The 15955-nt window shown below is 62.1% G+C and carries 17 protein-coding genes; 13 read left to right on the top strand and 4 right to left on the bottom strand.

Annotated features, from left to right (window positions below; all coding sequences use genetic code 11):
* The 5 genes from rpmA to ABRP86_RS06530 all read left to right on the top strand — a co-directional run bounded on the left by rpmA (position 1) and on the right by ABRP86_RS06530 (position 5155).
* The gene (rpmA, locus tag ABRP86_RS06550; RefSeq protein ID WP_005277951.1) at positions 1–279 is read left to right on the top strand and encodes a 50S ribosomal protein L27; all 279 of its coding nucleotides are present in this window, start codon (positions 1–3) and stop codon (positions 277–279) included.
* Between the two features lie 172 nt (positions 280–451).
* Positions 452–1984 carry a GTPase ObgE gene (gene obgE, locus ABRP86_RS06545; RefSeq protein ID WP_349863224.1) on the top strand — a complete coding sequence of 511 codons (1533 nt, stop codon included), beginning with the start codon at positions 452–454 and terminating at the stop codon, positions 1982–1984.
* Positions 1985–2124: 140 nt separating this feature from the next.
* Positions 2125–3357, top strand: a complete 1233-nt coding sequence (proB, locus tag ABRP86_RS06540) for a glutamate 5-kinase (RefSeq protein WP_284770221.1) — start codon at positions 2125–2127, stop codon at positions 3355–3357.
* Positions 3358–3379: 22 nt separating this feature from the next.
* Entirely contained in the window at positions 3380–4309 is a 930-nt protein-coding gene (locus ABRP86_RS06535; protein ID WP_349863221.1) for a D-isomer specific 2-hydroxyacid dehydrogenase family protein, read from the top strand.
* A gap of 171 nt (positions 4310–4480) precedes the next feature.
* The gene (locus ABRP86_RS06530; protein WP_034659051.1) at positions 4481–5155 is read left to right on the top strand and encodes a metal-dependent transcriptional regulator; all 675 of its coding nucleotides are present in this window, start codon (positions 4481–4483) and stop codon (positions 5153–5155) included.
* 59 nt (positions 5156–5214) lie between these two features.
* Here the strand turns inward: ABRP86_RS06530 and ABRP86_RS06525 are convergent, their stop codons facing one another.
* From ABRP86_RS06525 to ABRP86_RS06510, 4 genes are read right to left on the bottom strand one after another with little or no spacing between them, the layout of a single operon-like run.
* Positions 5215–6012 (bottom strand): metal ABC transporter permease, encoded by a 798-nt coding sequence (locus ABRP86_RS06525; protein ID WP_349863219.1) that lies wholly within the window; start codon positions 6010–6012, stop codon positions 5215–5217.
* Positions 6000–6824, bottom strand: coding sequence for a metal ABC transporter permease (locus tag ABRP86_RS06520; RefSeq protein WP_023023529.1), 825 nt, complete (start codon positions 6822–6824; stop codon positions 6000–6002). The genes ABRP86_RS06525 and ABRP86_RS06520 overlap by 13 nt, the downstream gene beginning before the upstream one ends.
* On the bottom strand, positions 6821–7519 hold the full coding sequence (locus tag ABRP86_RS06515; protein WP_284771602.1) for a metal ABC transporter ATP-binding protein: 699 nt from the start codon (positions 7517–7519) through the stop codon (positions 6821–6823). Before ABRP86_RS06515 ends, ABRP86_RS06520 begins: the two co-directional genes overlap by 4 nt.
* A complete protein-coding gene (locus ABRP86_RS06510; protein WP_349863216.1) occupies positions 7519–8595 on the bottom strand; it encodes a metal ABC transporter substrate-binding protein in 1077 nt (358 codons plus the stop codon). The genes ABRP86_RS06515 and ABRP86_RS06510 overlap by 1 nt, the downstream gene beginning before the upstream one ends.
* A 223-nt stretch (positions 8596–8818) precedes the next feature.
* On the opposite strand from ABRP86_RS06510, the gene ABRP86_RS06505 reads away from it, so the two are divergent.
* The 8 genes from ABRP86_RS06505 (at position 8819) to ABRP86_RS06470 (ending at position 15955) form a co-directional block, all read left to right on the top strand.
* Positions 8819–10087: a glutamate-5-semialdehyde dehydrogenase gene (locus ABRP86_RS06505; RefSeq protein ID WP_023029116.1), complete on the top strand. Its 1269-nt coding sequence runs from the start codon at positions 8819–8821 to the stop codon at positions 10085–10087.
* 39 nt (positions 10088–10126) lie between these two features.
* Entirely contained in the window at positions 10127–11020 is an 894-nt protein-coding gene (locus ABRP86_RS06500; RefSeq protein WP_349863213.1) for a cutinase family protein, read from the top strand.
* Positions 11021–11038: 18 nt separating this feature from the next.
* Positions 11039–11656 (top strand): nicotinate-nucleotide adenylyltransferase, encoded by a 618-nt coding sequence (gene nadD / locus ABRP86_RS06495; RefSeq protein ID WP_005284339.1) that lies wholly within the window; start codon positions 11039–11041, stop codon positions 11654–11656.
* A gap of 117 nt (positions 11657–11773) precedes the next feature.
* Positions 11774–12217 (top strand): ribosome silencing factor, encoded by a 444-nt coding sequence (gene rsfS, locus ABRP86_RS06490; protein ID WP_005277990.1) that lies wholly within the window; start codon positions 11774–11776, stop codon positions 12215–12217.
* Between the two features lie 7 nt (positions 12218–12224).
* Positions 12225–12923, top strand: coding sequence for a histidine phosphatase family protein (locus tag ABRP86_RS06485; RefSeq protein ID WP_349852859.1), 699 nt, complete (start codon positions 12225–12227; stop codon positions 12921–12923).
* Positions 12923–13720, top strand: coding sequence for a DegV family protein (locus ABRP86_RS06480; protein ID WP_349863209.1), 798 nt, complete (start codon positions 12923–12925; stop codon positions 13718–13720). The genes ABRP86_RS06485 and ABRP86_RS06480 overlap by 1 nt, the downstream gene beginning before the upstream one ends.
* Positions 13721–13877: 157 nt before the next feature.
* On the top strand, positions 13878–14531 hold the full coding sequence (locus tag ABRP86_RS06475) for a ComEA family DNA-binding protein (RefSeq protein WP_349863207.1): 654 nt from the start codon (positions 13878–13880) through the stop codon (positions 14529–14531).
* Positions 14532–14551: 20 nt separating this feature from the next.
* Positions 14552–15955, top strand: a complete 1404-nt coding sequence (locus tag ABRP86_RS06470; RefSeq protein WP_349863205.1) for a ComEC/Rec2 family competence protein — start codon at positions 14552–14554, stop codon at positions 15953–15955.

The raw sequence follows: 15955 nt of genomic DNA, 5'->3' as shown, positions 1-15955 counted from the left end.
ATGGCACACAAGAAGGGTGCTTCCAGCTCCAGCAACGGTCGCGATTCCGAGTCCAAGCGCCTCGGCGTCAAGCGCTTCGGTGGTCAGCAGGTTAACGCCGGCGAGATCATCGTGCGTCAGCGCGGCACCAAGTTCCACCCAGGTGAGAACGTTGGTCGCGGCGGCGACGACACCTTGTTCGCACTTGCTGCTGGCTCCGTGAAGTTCGGCATCAAGCGCGGCCGCCGGATGGTCAACATCATCCCGGCTGAAGAGGTTGCTGCAGAAGCTACTGCTTAAGCACGACCGCAGCGGTCAATCCTCGGGCAGCTTTCACTACGGGTGAGGGCGGCTCGAGGATTTTCTCGTTTTACCTCCCGCTGTGCTGGCAGGGCATGGGTTGGAGTCCGAGCTTGGCTACGCATTACACTGGCTAAGACAATAGATTTAAATAAGAAGGGTGTGGCACATCATGGCACGATTTATTGACCGCGTCGTCTTGCACTTGCAGGCTGGCGACGGTGGGCATGGCTGTGTGTCTGTCCACCGCGAGAAATTCAAGCCATTGGGTGGACCAGATGGCGGCAATGGTGGCCACGGTGGCGACATCATCTTGGAAGTCTCGGAGCAGATCCATACCTTGATGGACTTCCACTACCGCCCGCATATTAAGGCCGAGCGCGGTGGCAACGGCGCCGGCGATATGCGCAATGGCGCGCGCGGTGAGGACCTGATTCTGGAGGTTCCCGCGGGTACGGTTGTGCGTACGGAAAAGGGTGAGACCCTGGCTGATCTCACCGTGCCGGGCACGCGTTTTGTTGCGGCCGAGGGCGGTTTCGGTGGCCTGGGCAACGCGGCGCTGGCGTCTAAGAACCGCAAGGCACCGGGCTTTGCGCTGCAGGGCGAGCCGGGCCAAGCTCATGATTTGGTGCTCGAGCTGAAGTCCATGGCGGATGTGGGGCTCGTGGGCTTTCCTTCGGCGGGCAAGTCCTCGTTGATCTCTGTGCTCTCTGCAGCCAAGCCGAAGATTGGTGACTACCCGTTTACCACCCTGCAGCCCAACTTGGGTGTGGTGGATATGGGCGATAGCTCCTTTACCATTGCCGATGTCCCCGGCCTTATCCCTGGCGCCGCCGATGGCAAAGGCTTGGGTCTAGACTTCTTGCGCCACATCGAGCGCACGGCCGTGCTGGCCCACGTGGTTGATACCGCATCCATCGAGCCGGGCCGCGATCCGGAATCCGATATTGAAGCGCTGGAAAATGAGCTGGCTAAGTACCAGGAGGCGCTAGAAAGCGATACCGGTTTGGGTGACCTGCGCGAGCGCCCGCGCGTCATCATTTTGAATAAGGCCGATGTGCCGGAAGCAGAAGAGCTTGCGGAGTTCGTCAAGGATGACCTCAAGGAAAAGTTCGGCTGGCCGGTGTTCATCATTTCTGCGGCAGCGCGTAAGGGCTTGGACCCGCTGAAATTCAAGCTCATGGAAATGGTCACTGAGCACCACAAGGCACAGCCTAAGCCGAAGCGGGATCCTTCCCATACCGTTATTCACCCCAAGGCCCAGGCGCATAAGAAAAACACCGGCAGCTTCGCAGACTTTAGCGTGCGACCGGATCCAGAAGTGCAGGGCGGTTTCATCGTGGAAGGCGAAAAGATCGAGCGCTGGATTAGCCAGACCGACTTTGAAAACGATGAGGCCGTGGGCTACTTGGCGGACCGCCTGGCCAAGGCCGGAGTGGAAGACGAGTTGCACAAGCAGGGCGCGGTGGAAGGCTGCCCCGTGACCATCGGCGGCATTACCTTCGAGTGGGAGCCGATGACAGGCGGCGATCCCACTATGGCTAGCCGCGGCGAGGATGCCCGCCTCAAGGGCACCAACCGTGTGTCGGCGGCGGAGCGCAAGCGTGCCTCCCAAGCCCGGCGTGGCTTGGTCGATGAACTCGACTACGGGGACGAGGAAGAGATCACCCGCGAAGGCGCTAACCGTGACCGGTGGCAGGGTTAGTCGTTAACTCCTGAGGCAGGGAAGTGGGGGCAATTCCACCGGATGATTGCCCCCAGTTCAGACGCATTATACTGCGCACATGGGGGAAATGTGCCCCAATGAAGGGGGCGGGCGGCATAAGCTTTGTACACTATTGAGTTATGTCTGCTGATCAACAGAAAGAGCCCATTCTTCCGCTCCCCGTAGAGCCGTTTGATGGCCCTACCGCTGATACTCCGTTCCCCGAAGCCCTAGATGAAAACCCGATAGCCTCCGGGTTTGAATCCGAATTGCGCAACTCTATCGCTGAGGCGAAGCGCGTCGTTGTCAAGATTGGTTCCTCGTCGCTGACGGATGAGAATTTCCGCGTGGCGCAGGAAAAGATCGACCACATCGTTGATGCTGTCCACGCACGCATGGGACGCTCCGATGTCATCATCGTTTCCTCCGGTGCGGTTGCCGCCGGTATGGGTCCGCTCGGCCTGCACCAGCGCCCCACCGACCTGGCTACGAAGCAGGCCTCGGCGTCTGTGGGTCAGGTTCACCTCGCCTATGAGTGGGGCCGGTCCTTCGCGCGCTACCAGCGCACCATCGGTCAGGTGCTGCTTACGGCGTCTGATGCCGGGCACCGCGACCGCGCCCGCAACGCGCAGCGCACCATTGACCGTCTGCGCCAGCTGCGCACCATTCCCATCGTGAACGAAAACGACGCCGTTGCTACCTCGGAGATGCACTTTGGCGATAACGACCGCTTATCGGCCTTGGTCGCCAACTTGGTGGGCGCAGACGCGCTCTTCCTGTTCTCTGACGTTGATGGCCTCTATGACAAGAACCCGGCCGAGCCGGATGCGAAGTTCATCGACGAGGTGCGCACCGGTAAGGACCTCAAGGGCGTTGTTGCCGGCGATGGCGGCAAGGTCGGCACCGGCGGCATGGCCACGAAGGTCTCCGCCGCCCGCCTGGCCACCCGCGGCGGCATTCCAGTGCTGTTGACCTCCACCGATAATATTGGCCCCGCGCTTTCCGATGCCTCCGTGGGTACCGTCTTCCACACCCGCGAGGAACGCCAGCTTTCGGCCTGGAAGTTCTGGGCGCTCTACTGCGCCGATACCGGCGGAGCCGTCCGCCTGGATGAGGGTGCGAAGGAAGCCGTGACCAAGGGCGGTACCTCTTTGCTCGCCGTGGGTATTACTGATGTCCGCGGTGAATTCAACAAGGGCGAGATCATCGATATCTTGGGCCCGAAGGGCGAGGTTATCGGCCGCGGTGAGGTCCGCTTCGATTCCGAGGAATTGAACGCCATCAAGGGCATGCAGATGAGTGAGCTGCCAGAAGATAAGCGCCGCTCCGTCGTGCACGCGGATTACCTGTCCAACTTCGCCTCTCGCATCTAGCTAAGTGCCGTACGCTGGTCCCATGAAGTATTTTATGGGACCAGAAACGTGGCAGCCGATGGTCGATGACTTAAGCGCTGCCGGCCACGAACGCGTAGAAAACCTCGAAGACGCAGAGGTTTATGTCAATAACACACCCAGCCCACGCCGCATCCCAGAGATGCCGGACAATATCGGCTGGGTGCAGCATTGTTTTACCGGTGTAAACCAACTCATTGATGCTGGATTGATTACCCCTGAGGGCTTGCCGTGGTGCAATTCCGCCGGCGCCTTTGCCAAGCCGGTGGCCGAATGCGCCTTGGGCCTACTGCTCTCCCAAGCTCATCAGCACAAGGCCTTTGTGCAGGCCGGCACCTGGTCGGTGGCCAAGGAGCTGGATGAAGCGCAGGAGTGGATCTATGACCAGCAGGGGCCGAAGAAGGTAGCGATTTTGGGTGCTGGTGGCATCGGCAAGCAGCTCATTGCCCTGCTCAAGCCCTTTGGGGTGTACATCACCGCCGTGAATCGCTCTGGGCGCCCCGTGGAGGGCGCCGATGAGGTGGTTGCCATGGCTGATGCCGCACACGTGTGGGGCGAGGCCGATGTTATTTTCTGCATCCTGCCCGCCACGCAGGAAACGGAGGGGCTTATCGATGCCGCCAAGTTCCGCGCCATGAAGCCGTCCGCGCTGTTTATCAACGTCGGGCGCGGCAGCACCGTGGTTACCGATGATTTGGTGGATGCCCTGCGCGAGGGCGAGATTACCGGCGCCGGCCTGGAGGTCGTGGACCCAGAGCCGCTTCCCGATGACCACCCGCTGCTCTCCTTGTCCAATTGCACCATGACCCCGCATATCGGGGCGACAAAGCACGTGGCGCAGTACCACATGGGCGATATTTTCAACGCCAATGCCGCCGCGTGGGAGATGGGCGAGCCCATGCCTACCCAGGTAGATCCGGAGGCGGGATACTAGAAAGCTTAAGAGCCACGGACAGCGAAGCCTGGGTGCGTCGTGTGTGTACCGAAGAAAGGACGTACCGCCCACTGTCCGTGGCAAGTGAAATTAAAAGTTCAATGTGTTGAACTACTGCTAATTTAACACTTATCCAAGGGCAACACAAGCACGATTATTAAGATGGTGGACATGCACCTAGAAGAACTCCCTACCCGCAGCCAGGACTACCTCAAAGTTCTGTGGGACTTATCGGAGCATTCCGGCGGCGCCCCAGTGGGGCTGAAGGATGTGGCGGGGCGCCTGGATCAAAAGGTGCCTACTGCCTCAGAGGCGATTAAAAAGCTCGCCGCTCAAGGGCTGGTGGAGCATGAGCGCTATCAGGGCGTCTCATTGAGCCCTGCGGGCCGCGAGCTGGCGATGCAGATGGTGCGCCGCCACCGGCTTTTAGAAACCTTCTTGGTAGAGACCCTGGACTATTCCTGGGACGAGGTGCACGAGGACGCTGATCGCCTCGAGCACGCCTGCTCCGATCGCTTTATTGGCCGCATCGATGCGCTGCTGGGATCCCCCGACCGCGATCCGCACGGCGATCCCATTCCCGATATTGGCGGCGGGATCGAGGATCTTGGCACGCTCACGCTCGCCAGCGCCCCGCTCGATGCGCCCGTGACCGTGGAGCGCGTCTGCGATGAGGATCCTGGCCTATTGCGCTACCTCGACCGCTTTGGGGTGGAGCTGGGCAATGAGCTGCGCGTAAGCGATAGCGTGGCCGGCTTATTGACGGTGCAGACCAAAGGCGGCGAGATGTCGCTGGCGGAGGTGGCCGCCCGCGAGATCACAGTCCGCCTGTCCTCGTCTAATTAACGCGCGGCGCAGCAACGCAGTGCTGCGCCGCGCCGTGCGACGCCATGCCGCGCCGCACGTTAGGAAATCGCCTTATAGGCCGTCATGCTGGCGAGGTAAAAGACGCCGGCCACAATGGCGGTGGTGCCGCCGGCCGAAAGGCTTAAGTGCGCGGCGATAAAAAGCCCGGCGACCGCGATGGTGATACCAATGATGCCCGCCCCGATAAGCAGCGCCTCTGGGCGCGATACCCACGGGCGCAGGCCCGCGGCCGGGGCCACGAGTAGGGCAATGGACAAGATGGTGCCGACGGCGGGGATGACGGCGGCCATCGTCAAGCAGATAAGGCCGAGCGTCAGGGCATCGTAAAGCCCGCTATGCGGGGACGTGCTGGGGTCGAAATAGGCCTGGAAGAGGCGGCGCCGGCAGGCCAATACCGCCAGCAAACAGATAATGACAAGGCCAGCCGCGACGGCGACATCGCGGTGGTTGACCGTGGTGAGCGAGCCCACCAGGAAGCTATCGACGTGCAGCGGCAGCGGCTGAAACCAGCGCAGTAGCAAAATGCCCAGCGCAAAGCCCAGGGTGAGCGTGGTGCCCGCCGCAGCGGTAGAGGATACGCCATGCACCTTACCCAGGTAATGCATGAAAATCGCCAGCGGAATGCAGACCGCCACGGAGCCGAGCATGAGCCCATCGCTTAAGTTGGCGCCCACCGCATTGGCCACGACGACGCCGATGACCGCGCCGGGAAAGGTGCCGTGGGAGAGGCTTTCGGCAAAAAAGACGCGGTTGCCTAGCACCATGAGCGTGCCCACCAGCCCGGAGAGGCAACCCACCGCGATGGCTTCGAAGAATGGCAATGTTAAGACACCCATATGCGCCTGCCTAAAAGTGCGAGCGGAACGGTCAGGGAAAGCGACAGCGCGACGATGGCCTGCGGGGAAATCTGGTGGGAGGTTACCGAAAGCATGAGCCACAGGCCTACGCATACGGCTAGCACCGCGCCGACCAGCGCCCACAGGAGCATCTGCACCGGGGTACTGGCTAAGACGCGCCCGACCAGGCCTGGTACCACGACGAAACCCAAGACGAGCAACACGCCGATGGCGGAGCTTGCGGCGACGACGATAAGGCCCACCGCTACGTTGGCGATGACATCGACTAGCCCCACGCGGATGCCGGTGGCGTGCGCTGATTCGCGGTCAAAGGCTACGGCGACTTGCGAGCGCCAGGTGGCCAGGATGAGCAGGGCGGCAACCGCACACAAGATGATCGAGGGGATCATGCGGTCAGTGGTGATATCGAGCAGGCGGCCAAACATAAGGGCCTCCAGCTGGCCGGAGCGATCCCCCACGGCGAGGCTGATGACCACGCCGATGCCATACATCAAGGTCAGCACCACCGCGGTGCCGGACTCATGATCGTGGCCATCGCCGCCGGAATTAAGGCGCGCCAAAATAAGCACCGCGATGCCTGCAGCAGCGGCGGCACCGGGCAAGATGCCGGGAAACCCCGCCACGGCCAGGCCAATGACGATGCCCGGGAATACCGAGTGGACCAGCGCCTCGACGCTAAATTCCATGCGGCGCAGGTTGACCACCACGCTGACTATCGCGCCGGTCAAGGCCACGCACAGCAAAAAGAGGGCCGCGCGCTGCATATAAGGAGCAGTAAGCAGAAGCGTCACATCTCCCCCTGAAATACCGACGTGGCCTCCAGGTAGCGCTCGACGGCATCCTCGGTATCAAGGACCTCGCTGTGGCCGTCCACGATGAGCATTCCGGCATCGCAGGCGCGCTGCGCCAAAATGGGATCGTGGGTGGAAATGAGCAGGGCAACCCCGCTTTCCTTAAGCTTGGCGATGATCCCTAAAAGCACCTGCCTGCTATCCTGATCAAGGCCATTGAAAGGCTCGTCCATGAGCACGAGGTCAGGGTGCGAGGCGAGCGCGCGGGCGATGAATATGCGTTGGCGCTGCCCGCCCGATAGCTTGTCCCAGCGCGTCTTCGCCTTATCCGTCATGCCGACGAGTTCCAGCGCTTGCGTTATCTGCGGGTGCAGGCGGCGCATGCTGCCCATGCGCTCCCACCACGAGGCCTTATTGAGCAGGCCCATTTCCACGACCCGGCCAGCGGTGACGGGGAAAGTGGGATCGCAGGTGTGGTGCTGGGGAACATATCCCAGCGTCGCCGTGCGCTCGTGCTCGCCGCGCAGCGTCGCAAGGCCAGCGATGGCCTTTAAGAGCGTGGACTTACCGGCACCATTAGCCCCCAGCAGCGCGATGGCCTCACCTTCGTGGATGGTCAAGGAGACATTGTCCACGATGGTGGTGGTGCCATAGCCGCAAGAGGCATGGGAAAGCTTTAGAAGCGGTGCACTCATTATGCGTTATCCAGGCTGTCTGGCAGATCGGCCGCTTCACCGTCCCAGGCATCTACCAAGGTGGTGACGTTGTGGATGATGGAGCCGATGTAGGTGGCGCCGTCGCTATTTGGCACGCCCAAGGAGTCGCCGTACAGGGCGTCATCATCCATAATGGCCTTGACGCCTGCGGCGCGGGCGATGGCCTCGATGGACTTAGAGTTATTGGAGTTTTCCGCAAAGATGGCCTTCGCGCGGGAATCGCGGACCTCCTTGGCGGCGTCCTCGATGTGCGAGGAGGTGGCGTCCTGCTGGTTATTGAAGTCCGTGAGCGCAGAGCCGATGAACTTCACATCATAGTCATTGGAGAAGTAGCCAAAGGCATCGTGCGAGGTAAACAGCACGCGGTCCTGCTCAGGGACGGTCTCTAGGGACTCGGTGACCCACTTATCCAGCTCGTCGAGCTGCTTGGTGTACTTTTCACCGACCTCCTCCACTGATGGCTCCTTATCGGCCAAGGCATCCACGATGTTTTCTACCTGGATCTTGGCGTTCTTGGGGGAGGTCCAGACGTGCGGGTCATGGGTGAATTCTGGTTCCTCGCCGTCCTCGCCGGGGAAGGGCCACTCGCGCAGGTCTACCTTGTGCTTGGAGTTGTCATCGCCGGCGGTGACGATGGTCTCGCCATCAAAACCGGAGGACTCTACGGCGTTATCGAGAAAGTGCTCGAGGTCGACGCCGTTTTTGAAGAGGAAGTCCGCATCTGCCATGGCACTCATCTGCTGCGGGGTCATCTCGTGCTCGTGCGCGCTGGCATTCGGTGCCAACAGGCAGGTGAGATCGAGGGTGGTATCACCATCGCCCTCGGTGGTCTCCTTGCCGCTGGAATCCACCTTGTGCAGCGTCATGCCGCCCTGGGCAATCTGGGTGAGGTAATCGCAGATCTGCGTGGTGGTGGCAACTGCCTTGATGGTCTGATCGTCGCCCGAACCGGAGTCCGCGTCGGAACCATTGCCGCCGTCGTTCGTGCTGCAGGCGGCGAGGGCAACCCCGCTCAGGGTCAGCATCAGGCCCAGCTTGGCCACGTTCTTTTTCATGAATGCTCCTTTTTGCAGTGAAACCTATCAAGCAAAGAATAAACATACCCAAGTAGATTTTTCAAGGTATTGAACTATAAGATTTAAACTTGTGATCTTTACTGCACTTTCAGGCACGGGGAGAGGGGGAGTTTTCACTGAGCAGCCCGCCCAATTTAGGAAAAGTGTGAGGTAAAAGGCGGGTGGCTGAAAAACTTGGGCAGGTACGTTACTCTGGTATGACATGAGCAACACTGAACGCGAAGAAGTTCTGTCCAAAGCCCGTGCTGCTAAGGACGTTGCGCCCGTCGTGGCGCAGCTGTCCACGCCGCGCAAGAATGAAATCTTGCAGCGCGCAGCCGAAAATCTTATTGCCCACACCGATGACATCCTTGCTGCCAACCAGCAGGATATTGAGGCAGGCCGCGAGCGCGGCATGTCCGATTCCCTGATTGACCGCCTGACCTTGGACGCTGCCCGCGTCGAAGGCATTGCCGATGGCCTGCGTCAGGTCGCTGGCCTGCAAGATCCAGTAGGCGAGATCCTGCAGGGCCGCACCATGGATAACGGCATCCAGATGAAGCAGGTGCGCGTCCCGCTCGGCGTGATGGGCATGGTGTACGAGGCACGCCCTAATGTCACCGTCGATGCCTTTGGCCTGGCGCTGAAGTCCGGCAATGTGCCGCTGCTGCGCGGTTCTAAGTCCGCGCGCAACTCCAATACCAAGCTAGTAGAGCTCCTGCAGGACACCCTCGCAGAGTTCGATCTGCCGCGCGAGGTAGTCCAGCTCCTGCCGTGCGAGACCCACGATTCCGTCCAGGACTTGATTACCGCCCGTGGCCTAGTGGACCTAGTCATCCCTCGCGGCGGCGCCAAGCTCATCGAGGCCGTGGTTACCGGCGCTACCGTCCCGGCCATCGAGACCGGTACCGGCAATTGCCACTTCTACATCGATGCCTCGGCAGACATGGACAAGGCCATCGACATGGTCATCAACGGCAAGACCCGCCGCACCTCGGTCTGCAACTCTACGGAGTGCGTGCTTATCGATGCCGCGCTTGATGATGCCACCAAGCTGCGCATCGTCCGCGCCCTCCAGGACGCAGACGTCACCGTCCACGGTGACGTAGACGAGCTCGAGGGCTTCGGTGCCACGGACGTCGTCCAGGCTACCGAGGAGGACTGGCGCGAAGAGTCGCTGTCCATGGACATCTGTGCCAAGGTGGTTGACGGCGTCGACGGTGCCATCGCGCACATCGCGGAATTTACCACCGGCCACACCGAGGGTATCGCGGCCCAGGATGCGGACGTCTTGGTTAAGTTCGGCAACGAGGTCGATGCTGCGGCCGTCATGCTGAACGCCTCCACTGCCTTTACCGATGGCGAGGTCTACGGCATGGGTGCAGAAATCGGTATTTCCACCCAGAAGCTGCACGCCCGTGGCCCAATGGCCCTGCCGGAGCTGACCTCTTCCAAGTGGGTTCTCCAGGGCACCGGTCACGTACGCCCATAAGAACGTGCGTCTTTTTCCTCGCTCTCGCGCCGCCGCTGGTTGTGTAGCTATTGCCGCCACGGCGGCGCTTGGCATGCCTGTGCTTATACCTGTCGCGGCAGCGGGGGAGCCCCATCCGGAGACCGAGACCTGCCCCGACTACGTCTTCCTTGCCGCGCGCGCGGCTCGGACCAAAACGAGGAACACGGGGAGTACTTTGGCCCGCAGCGCTATTCGGAACAGGGCGCGGAATCCAATGGTTATGAAGGCCCTAACCTTGCCGCGCTCTTCCACTTGGTAGAACAACGCCACCCCGGCACCATAGATAATGCCTACGTGCTGGCGCTGAATGCGGATGCTTATCCCGCCTCGATGAACCTGCCACCGCTGGCCCAAGAGGGCGAAAACCTGCGCCCGCTGCAGCTGATGCGTCGCCTCGGTGGGGTGTTGCTGGAACACCCCTTGCACGATCTGGTCTTTCAGGTCACCGTCGGCTTTGTGCGGAGCCTGCGCAGCGGCATGAACAACGCGCCAGGAGTGGTGGAGAGGTACGAAGAGGAAACGGGCTGCAGCCCGCGCTATATCACCGCTGGGTATTCGCAAGGAGCCATTATCGCCACCAGCGCGGAGCGCTACCTCGCGTCCCAGGACAAGCTCGCCGGGGCGATCTACCTGGGCAATCCCCTGCGGCGCCCCGGCGGCATGGCCGGGCCGATTCCGCGGATCCTCGTGCCCCACAGCGCCGCACTGCCGGCCGATCGCCGCATCGATTACTGCCTCGCCGGCGACTTTGTCTGCGACCTCAACCTGCGCAATGCCAAAGACGCCTTGGCCACTAAGGCCGCCCACCACGCTTCGTATTTCCGCGATAGCGAGGGCGATGCGGCAGTGGAACAGGACAATGCCCGCGTGGCCGATACCGTGGCTGGCTGGCTTAACTCCCCAGCAGGGTAGCGGCTATACTCTCCAGCCATGACCAATTCCCAGCGCATTGGGATCATGGGCGGCACCTTTGATCCAATCCACAATGGCCACCTGGTCGCCGCCAGCGAGGCGGCGCACCGCTTTGCCCTCGATACCGTAGTCTTTGTGCCCACCGGTCAGCCGTGGCAGAAATCCTCCCGCGAGGTCACCGCCGCGGAGCATCGGTATTTGATGACGATGGTTGCCACGGCCTCCAACCCCCGCTTTACCGTCTCCCGCGTGGACATCGACCGCAAGGGCCCTACCTATACCATCGATACCCTGCGCGATCTGCGTGAGCTTTTTCCGGGTGCCGAGTTTTACTTCATTACCGGTGCGGATTCCCTGCAATCCATCATGAGCTGGCATAACTGGGAAGAGATGCTGGACATGGCGCACTTCGTGGGCGTCACGCGCCCGGGCTACGAGCTGAGCACGGACATGCTGCCGGCCGGCTCGCGGGAAGATATCAACCTCATCGATATCCCTGCCATGGCTATTTCTTCCACAGACTGCCGCGAGCGCGCCGCTCAAAACAGGCCGGTGTGGTACCTAGTTCCGGATGGGGTGGTGCAATACATCACCAAAAATAACCTGTACTCGGCGCAGCCGGATAAACCTTTATAGTTCAAGTTTGGGCACAATCGCACCGAACGTGCAAGAATAGACAGCTAAAAGAGACTTCCTCACCAGACGCGAAAAGGGAATTTTTATACATTGTCTATTTCTGATCTCGCCCGCCGCATGGCGGCAACCGCGGCGCACGCCGCACAGGATAAGCTAGCAAGCAATATCGCAGCAATTGATGTCTCCGATGTCCTCGCCATCACCGAGGTCTTTGTGCTGGCTTCTGCCGATAATGAGCGCCAGGTCGGCTCTATCGTGGATGAGGTGGAGGACCAGATGACGGCCCAGGGCTTCGAGCCGCAGCGCCGCGAGGGCAACCGCGAAAACCGCTGGGTGCTTCTGGATTATGGCAATATCGTCATCCACGTGCAGCGCACGGACCAGCGCGAGCACTACGGGCTCGACCGCCTCTACCACGATTGCCCCTTGGTGGAGATCGAGGGCATTGAGCCGCCCGAACGCCCCGGCGATTGGACCAATGGCGTTAATCCGCGCACCGTGGATTCCATTGATGAGCTGCCATTGGCGCAAAAGGCCCCTGGCGAGGACGAGGAGCTTTAACCCCACCATGAGCCGCCGCCTGATTCTGATCCGCCACGGACAAACCACCTACAATGCCTCCGGGCGCATGCAGGGCCACTTGGATACTGAGCTTTCCGATGTCGGCTATGAACAGGCCCGCGCCGCCGCGCGCCTGCTCCGGGATCAGGGCGTGGTAAAAATCGTCGCCTCCGATTTGCAGCGCGCGCGGGAAACCGCGCGGGTGGTGGCAGAATCGCTCGGCTTGGACTTTTCTACGGACCCTCGCCTGCGCGAGACCAACCTGGGGCAGTGGCAGGGCAAGAGCTCTGCCGAAGTGGATGCCGAATTTCCCGGCGCCCGCGCCATCTGGCGCCACGATCCGACCTGGGCCCCGCCAAAAGGCGAGTCCCGCGTGGACGTGGCGCGGCGCGCCCGCCCGGTCATCGACGAGCTCATGCAGGAATTTTCCGGCTGGGATGACGGCGCCGTGCTCATCGTCGCCCACGGGGGCGCAATTTCCGCGCTCACCTGCCACCTGTTGGGCTTGGATCACGGCCAGTACGGCATTTTATCCGGTCTGAAAAACACCCACTGGTCGCAGCTGACCGCCCGCCCGGATTTCAATCCAGAAACCCCCGTGACCTCCCTGGAATTCACGCCGGAGACGGTGGCGAGCGCGCAGTGGTACTTCGACGGCTGGAATATGGGTGGCGAGGTCACCGGTGATGGAGGGGCAGATACCTAGTGACCGTTCGCGTCATTACTGACTCCGCGGCCAGCCTGCCCCCAGAGATCGCTGAAGAACTCGATATCACCGTCATTGACCTGCACGTGATGGATAGCGAGGACAAGGGCGGAAAACTGCGCACCACCTCGGGCCTGTCTTCACTCGAATTGGCCGCGGCCTACGGCCGGGAGATGGAAAAGGCGCAGGATGATGGCGTTATCGCCATCCACCTGTCCAAGGAGCTTTCATCCACCTGGTCGGCGGCGGTGGCCGCGGCTGGGGTTTTCCCCGATACGGTGCGCGTTATCGATTCCGGCTCGGCCGGCATGGTCATGGGCGCGGCGGCGATGGCGGCTGCCACTAAGGCGACACAGGGCGCGGCGCTGGAAGAATGCCACGCGGCGGCGCTAGATAGCATTGAGCGCGCGGCTACCTGGGTGTACCTGCATTCCACGGAGGATATGCGCCGCTCGGGCCGCATGTCCGCGGCCACCGCCATGTTGTCCACCGCGCTTTTAGCCACCAAGCCGATTATGTCCATCGTGGACGGCAAGCTGGAGCTGGTGGGAAAAACCCGCACGCAGACCAAGGCCTTTACCAAGGTGGTAGAGATCATCGCCGCCCGCGCCGCCGGAGAGCCCGCCTTCATCGCCATTCAGCACAACCAGGCCGGCGAAGCGGCAGACAAGCTGCAGGGCCTCTTGCGCGATGCCCTGCCAGAAGGCACGTCCTTTATCACCACGCCCCTAACCGAGGTGCTCGCCGTGCACGCCGGCCCCTCCGCCATTGGGGTCTCAGCCGTATTTAGCTCCTAGACCCTCGCACGCACGGGCGAAGCAGGACGGCCTGTGCGCCCCCGATTGTGGATAACCACCCCGCACAGTCCGCCTAGTTGGCCCCATCAACGACTTATCCACAGCGCCTTCCTCCATAGCCTCGCAGCGCCCAGCGCCGCTTTCTAGCCTGTGAGCCATGGCGGCACCCAAAATTAGCGAACGACTCCGCGAATTTACCCAACCCACCGGCGAGGAAGAACTCCTCCACGTCGATTACCCGCGCCCGCGCGTGCGCATCAGCCGCTGGCAGGCCTGCGCGGTAGCCATCCTCGTGGTGGTGGGCGTCATTATCTGGCTGGGCCTTAGCTCCCGCAACTCGGATGAGTCCGGCATGCCCGAACCCGCGGCGATGGAAAGCACTACCGCCGAGCCCAGCGAGATCGTCGTATCCGTCGTCGGCGAGGTTGCAGCGCCTGGCCTGAAGACCCTCGAGCCCGGTGCCCGCGTCGCCGATGCCCTCGCCGCGGCCGCACCCTTGCCGGAGGCGGAGACCATGACGCTCAACCAAGCGCAGCGGCTTGCCGATGGCCAGCAGCTCCACGTCCTGCCCCAAGGTGCCCCGCTTGCCGATGCCCCCAGCGCAGCACCCGCCGGCGGCGATAAGGTCAGCCTGAATTCCGCCACGGCCGCCGAACTCACGGATCTCAGCGGGGTAGGGGAGGTGACCGCGGAAGCCATCGTCTCCTTCCGCGAGGAGCGCGGGGGATTTCAGGACGTCGAAGAACTCCTCGAGGTCAGCGGGATTGGCCCGGCCAAGTTTGCCAAGCTCAAAGACAACGTGCAGCTGTAGGCTTAAGGGGCCACGCCGCGATGAAAGAACTCCGCCTGCTGCCTGGCGCCTTGACCGCGTGGGCGGCGGTCATAGCGGTCCTGGTTTTCGGGCAAGGATGGGCCGTTATGTGCATCGGCAGCGTCGTAGCGATATGCCTGCTCGCCCGGCACTGGGGCCAAGCCATTTTTTGCAGCGTGCTCGCCAGCGCCGCCGCCTTCGTTGCCGCGGTGCGGCAGGCGCGTGCGGCCGCCTTCGACTTCGGCCGCGAGATCACCGGCCGCGTGGTCACCGCGCCGACCCAAACGAGCACTGGTGGCTGGCTCATCCGGCTCGATGTCCCGGGCTATCCCGCGCAGCTTCCGGTCTTTAGCCCCGAACCGCTCAGCGCCCCAGCCGGAACGCAGGTCACGGCCGCGGTACAGCTTTCCGAGTCCGACCAACCCGGAGTGGGAACCGTGATAGCCAACGCCTCCCACCTGCGTATCGACGCGCCCCCTTCGGGCCTGGCCGGCTGGGCCGCACGGGTGGCCGATAACTTCCGCGTGGTCGTACTAGAGGCGGTAGGCCCGAGCAGCCAGGGGCTTATCCCAGGCATGGTGCTTGGCGATACCTCCCTGCAAAGCCCCGCCGAGCGCGATCTCTACATCGATACCGGGCTATCGCACCTTAGCGCAGTGTCTGGTGCCAATGTGGCCATCGTCTGTTCCTTTGCCGCCATCGTCTGCGCCGCGTGTGCGCCCGGACCGCGCACTAGGGTGGCGGTGTCCTTGGCCGCGCTAGCCACCTATGTCGTCTTGGTGGGCCTTGAACCATCGGTACAGCGCGCGGCCGTCGCCGGGGTAGTAGGTCTGCTCGCGGTGCTGCACTCTTCCACCATGGAACCCATCCACGCGCTCAGCCTCGGCATCCTCACCCTCCTTTTTGTGGATTCGGACCTCGCGGTGCACTTTGGCTTCGCGCTATCGTGCGCGGCGACTTTCGGCATCGTCATGCTGAGCCCGCTCATCTATTCCCAGCTCGCGGTCACCGGCTGGCCCGCCATCTTCCTGCGCGCTATCGCGGTGGCGATTGCCGCCGATGTCCTCACCCTGCCGCTTATCGCGCTAATGTCCGGCGAGGTATCCGTTGTCTCGGTTCTCGCCAATGTCTTAGTAGCGCCCGTCACCGCACCCATTACCGTGGTGGGGCTGCTTGCGGCCATCGCCGCGCAGCTAGGCCCCTTGAGCATCGTCGCCGCGGGGCTATTGAAACTCATCGAACCCGCGTCGTGGTGGATCAATACCATCGCCCACGGCGTGGCCAGCCTGCCCGTGGTCACCATCACCGCCCACCCGCTCTTTACGCTCCTGGGATACGGATGGGTCATCGCCGGGCTGCTCTATCACCGGCCATGGCTGACCTTGGTGGGGGTTATCGCTTGTCTGGGTGTGCTTGCCGCCTAG

Origin of the sequence: Corynebacterium sp. KPL3927, assembly GCF_040225835.1 — a bacterium.
Classification (GTDB): Bacteria; Actinomycetota; Actinomycetes; order Mycobacteriales; family Mycobacteriaceae; genus Corynebacterium.
This window is presented reverse-complemented; position numbering and strand designations above follow the sequence as displayed.

Bases quoted from the DNA above. Each gene is read 5' to 3' on its own strand.
- obgE (WP_349863224.1), top strand. From the start codon at position 452: ATGGCACGATTTATTGACCGCGTCGTCTTGCACTTGCAGGCTGGCGAC.
- proB (WP_284770221.1), top strand. From the start codon at position 2,125: ATGTCTGCTGATCAACAGAAAGAGCCCATTCTTCCGCTCCCCGTAGAG.
- ABRP86_RS06530 (WP_034659051.1), top strand. From the start codon at position 4,481: ATGCACCTAGAAGAACTCCCTACCCGCAGCCAGGACTACCTCAAAGTT.
- ABRP86_RS06525 (WP_349863219.1), bottom strand. From the start codon at position 6,012: ATGGGTGTCTTAACATTGCCATTCTTCGAAGCCATCGCGGTGGGTTGC.
- ABRP86_RS06535 (WP_349863221.1), top strand. From the start codon at position 3,380: ATGAAGTATTTTATGGGACCAGAAACGTGGCAGCCGATGGTCGATGAC.
- ABRP86_RS06475 (WP_349863207.1), top strand. From the start codon at position 13,878: ATGGCGGCACCCAAAATTAGCGAACGACTCCGCGAATTTACCCAACCC.
- ABRP86_RS06470 (WP_349863205.1), top strand. From the start codon at position 14,552: ATGAAAGAACTCCGCCTGCTGCCTGGCGCCTTGACCGCGTGGGCGGCG.
- nadD (WP_005284339.1), top strand. From the start codon at position 11,039: ATGACCAATTCCCAGCGCATTGGGATCATGGGCGGCACCTTTGATCCA.
- rpmA (WP_005277951.1), top strand. From the start codon at position 1: ATGGCACACAAGAAGGGTGCTTCCAGCTCCAGCAACGGTCGCGATTCC.
- ABRP86_RS06510 (WP_349863216.1), bottom strand. From the start codon at position 8,595: ATGAAAAAGAACGTGGCCAAGCTGGGCCTGATGCTGACCCTGAGCGGG.
- rsfS (WP_005277990.1), top strand. From the start codon at position 11,774: ATGGCGGCAACCGCGGCGCACGCCGCACAGGATAAGCTAGCAAGCAAT.
- ABRP86_RS06515 (WP_284771602.1), bottom strand. From the start codon at position 7,519: ATGAGTGCACCGCTTCTAAAGCTTTCCCATGCCTCTTGCGGCTATGGC.
- ABRP86_RS06505 (WP_023029116.1), top strand. From the start codon at position 8,819: ATGAGCAACACTGAACGCGAAGAAGTTCTGTCCAAAGCCCGTGCTGCT.
- ABRP86_RS06485 (WP_349852859.1), top strand. From the start codon at position 12,225: ATGAGCCGCCGCCTGATTCTGATCCGCCACGGACAAACCACCTACAAT.